Source organism: Hungatella sp. (assembly GCF_046966825.1).
Window position 1 is genome coordinate 1 of the sequence record NZ_JBKVCZ010000250.1, and the last position, 3745, is coordinate 3745.

4 protein-coding genes are annotated in these 3745 nt (G+C 51.9%); 3 read left to right on the forward strand and 1 reads right to left on the reverse strand.

Annotated features, from left to right (window positions below; all coding sequences use genetic code 11):
* The coding region (locus ACLTD4_RS33275; RefSeq protein WP_412331948.1) for a helix-turn-helix domain-containing protein at positions 1 to 193 on the reverse strand (193 nt) is incomplete at its 3' end.
* A 235-nt stretch (positions 194 to 428) separates the two neighbouring features.
* On the opposite strand from ACLTD4_RS33275, the gene ACLTD4_RS33280 reads away from it, so the two are divergent.
* The 3 genes from ACLTD4_RS33280 to ACLTD4_RS33290 are packed head-to-tail and all read left to right on the forward strand — an operon-like array spanning position 429 to position 3694.
* Positions 429 to 1838, forward strand: coding sequence for an L-fucose/L-arabinose isomerase family protein (locus ACLTD4_RS33280; RefSeq protein ID WP_055660998.1), 1410 nt, complete (start codon positions 429 to 431; stop codon positions 1836 to 1838).
* Between the two features lie 55 nt (positions 1839 to 1893).
* A complete protein-coding gene (locus tag ACLTD4_RS33285; RefSeq protein WP_002601245.1) occupies positions 1894 to 2742 on the forward strand; it encodes a transketolase in 849 nt (282 codons plus the stop codon).
* 4 nt (positions 2743 to 2746) lie between these two features.
* Complete coding sequence (locus tag ACLTD4_RS33290; protein WP_117634423.1) at positions 2747 to 3694, forward strand: transketolase family protein; 948 nt, start codon at positions 2747 to 2749, stop codon at positions 3692 to 3694.
* Positions 3695 to 3745: the final 51 nt, after the last annotated feature.

Consider the following 3745-nt stretch of genomic DNA (forward strand, 5'->3'; position numbering starts at 1 on the left):
TGACATACAGGATACTGCCTTTTTCCTCGGCGGTATCCCATTTTTTTGAAAAATCGTAACCGTATTCCCTGGCAGCATCCAGGACCAGGTTTCTGGTCTTTTCGCTGATGCCAGGTTTGCGGTTTAATACCATGGAAACCGTGGCTGCCGATATATTTAACTTCTGAGCCAGCTCCTTCGCTGAAATTGACATACTTGGCCCTCCTCTGACACAAATATCAAACGCATAAATACTGCTTAAAAATAAAAAAGTACTGTTTACTTAATCATACAGGAATTAGTTAAATTCGTCAATAGATTATTCCTATATAATTTAAAGAAAATTAAGTTAAATTCAATTGACATTTCAAATGAGATTTAATATAATTAAGTTAATAATAAAGATAGAATTTAATATAATTCAATTGCGATTTAAAAGGAGGAAACGTATGTTATCACTGAAACTGGGGTTTGCGCCTACACGAAGAAGCATATTCAGCGCTCCGGATGCGTTAAAGTTTGCCGGGTTAACGAAGAAACGTCTGGAAGAGCTGGGAGTAGAGTTTGTCGGTCTCGACGGGATCAATGAAGAGGGACTGCTATACGATGACGGCGATCTCGACGCCATTGTGAAACGTTTTGAGGAGGCAGGTGTTGACGGACTGTTTCTTCCTCACTGTAATTTCGGAACAGAATACGTCTGTGCAAGGCTTGCAAAGCGTTTGAATGTTCCGGTTCTCTTATGGGGACCAAGGGATGAGAGGCCGGATGAGAATGGAATCCGTTTAAGGGACAGCCAGTGCGGTTTATTTGCTACCGGAAAAGTCCTGCGCAGATTCGGGGTGCCGTTTACCTATTTAACAAACTGCCGTCTGGAGGATCCGGAATTCGAGGGCGGAATTCGTAACTTCCTGGCGGTCTGCAACGTGGTGAAGGTATTCCGCCATACGAGAATTCTTCAGATCGGGCCGAGGCCCTTTGATTTCTGGTCCACCATGTGCAACGAAGGGGAACTGCTGGAGAAATTTCAGATTCAGTTATCCCCGATTCCGATTCCGGAGCTGACCGCCGAGATGAAGCGGGCGAAGGAGGAGGGCGTGGAGGTGCAGGCCGTGATGGATTACTGCAGAACCGGCATGTGCGTCAAGATCAGGGACGGGGAACTGGAAAATGTAGCCGCCCTCAAGGTAGCGATGAAACGCCTGACCGAAAAGTACGGCTGCAACGCGGTCGCAATCCAGTGCTGGAACGCGCTTCAGAGCGAGATCGGAATCATGCCCTGCGCGGCCAATTCCTTATTAAATGAAGAAGGAATTCCCGTTGTCTGTGAGACCGATATTCATGGAGCGATCACCGCGGTGATGGCGGAAGCGGCGGGGATGGACGAGGCGAGAACCTTCTTTGCGGACTGGACGGTGCGCCATCCGGACAACGAAAACGGGGAGCTGCTTCAGCACTGCGGCCCGTGGCCGATTTCCGTGGCGAAGGAAAAGCCAACCATCGGCTACCCTCTGGCCTTCGACTATCCGGGGGCAGTGGAGGCCGAAGCGAAGCACGGTGAGATGACACTTTGCCGCTTCGACGGCGACAACGGAGAGTATTCCCTGCTTCTCGGAAATGCCAGAGGCATCGAGGGACCATATACGAAAGGCACGTATGTGTGGGTGGAGGTAGAGGATTTAAAACGCCTCGAGAACAAGCTGGTCTGCGGCCCATATATCCATCACTGTGTAGGAATCCACAAAGACGTAGTGCCGGTTTTATATGAGGCTTGCAAATACATAGGAGTCACCCCGGATTTATATGATCCCATCGAGGAAGAGGTAAAAGCAGCGATCTACAGTCCGTCCGGCAGGTGAAAGGGGTAAGTAAATCAGAGCGAATTGCAGCATATCAGAACAAGGGGTAAATGGAATGAATGAAAATCTAAAGGCGCTGTCCTACGCGCTTCGTAAAAATGTACTGGACATGGTATACAGGGCAAAAACCGGCCATATCGGCGGAGATTTCAGCGTCATGGAAATCCTGGTAAGCCTGTACCTGAAGGAAATGAACATCAGCCCGGAAAACCAGGATGATCCTGACCGGGATTACTTCGTGATGAGCAAGGGCCATTCCGTGGAGGCCTACTATTCGGTTCTGGCGGCGAAGGGATTTCTGGATATCGATGACGTCATCCGGAATTTTTCCACATTCGGTTCAAAGTATATCGGCCATCCCAACAACAAGCTTCCGGGCATCGAGATGAATTCCGGTTCCCTGGGACACGGCCTGCCTGTGTGCGTGGGCATCGCAAAAGCGTGTCAGATGGACGGCCGGCCGAGCCGCGTCTACACGGTTATGGGAGACGGAGAGCTGGCGGAAGGTTCCGTCTGGGAAGGCGTCATGGCAGCTTCCCAGTACCGTCTGGATAACTTGTGCGCCGTGGTCGACAGAAACCGGCTTCAGATCTCCGGCTCCACGGAGGAGGTCATGCACCACGACGATCTTGCGGCCCGTTTCGCGGCATTTGGCTGGAACGTCTTAAGTGTGGCAGGCAATGAGATCGACGCCCTTCTGGACGCATTTGAAGCAGCGAGGGAGACAAAGGGATGCCCTACCGTAGTGATCGCCAATACCACGAAGGGATGCGGTGTCTCTTTCATGGAAAACAGTGCCGGGTGGCATCACAAGGTGCCGGATGCCAAACAGTATCAGGCGGCTGTAAAAGAGTTGAGTGAGCGGGAGTTACGGTCGCTCAGCGCGCATAACAAGGAGGCTTAGTGCTATGAATAAAATACCAAACCGACAGGTAATCTGTGACGTGCTGATGGAGCATGCGAAGACCGACCGGGACATCGTTGTGCTGTGCAGTGATTCCAGGGGAAGCGCCTCCATGACGCCATTTACGGAAGGCTATCCGGAACAGTTTGTGGAGACCGGAATTGCGGAGCAGGATTTAGTCAGCATTTCCGCAGGCATGGCCAGGGCAGGGAAAAAACCGTATGCCGCATCTCCGGCCTGCTTCTTAAGCACCAGAAGCTATGAACAGGCTAAGGTGGATGTGGCCTACTCCAACACCAATGTGAAGCTGATCGGAATCAGCGGAGGAATCAGCTACGGAGCATTGGGAATGAGCCACCATTCGGCCCAGGATTTTGCGGCCATGTGCGCGATCCCAAATATGAGAGTCTATGTGCCCAGCGACCGCCATCAGACGAGAAAACTGATGGAGTCTCTGGTATCGGATGAGAAGCCGGCCTATATCCGCGTGGGAAGAAATCCGGTGGAAGATATATACGAGGAAGACCGTGTTCCATTTGAGATGGACCGCGCAACTGTGATCAGCGAGGGAACCGATCTGGCGATCATTGCGTGCGGGGAGATGGTCCGGCCCGCCATGCAGGCGGCGGAACTGTTAAAGGAAAGAGGAATATCCGCCGCGGTTCTCGACATGTACTGCTTAAAACCCCTTGATGAAAAAGCGGTGATCACCGCGGCAGAGGGCGTGAAGGCGGTAATCACAGTGGAGGAGCATGCACCGTTCGGCGGCCTGGGCGCCATGGTCAGCCAGGTGCTGGCCAAAAACTGTCCGAGAAAAATGGATATCCTCGCGCTGCCGGATGCCCCGGTGATTACGGGAACCTCGAAGGAAGTATTTGACTATTACGGCCTGAACGCAGAAGGTATTGCGAAAAAGGCGATGGAGCTGTTGGCATCAATTACCCATGTCTAATGCCCGATGAAGAGGGGCAGGCCCAGGCACGGGCTTGTAACTCAACTACAC

Coding starts and splice junctions, on each gene's coding strand:
- ACLTD4_RS33280 (WP_055660998.1), top strand. CDS start 429: ATGTTATCACTGAAACTGGGGTTTGCGCCTACACGAAGAAGCATATTC.
- ACLTD4_RS33290 (WP_117634423.1), top strand. CDS start 2,747: ATGAATAAAATACCAAACCGACAGGTAATCTGTGACGTGCTGATGGAG.
- ACLTD4_RS33285 (WP_002601245.1), top strand. CDS start 1,894: ATGAATGAAAATCTAAAGGCGCTGTCCTACGCGCTTCGTAAAAATGTA.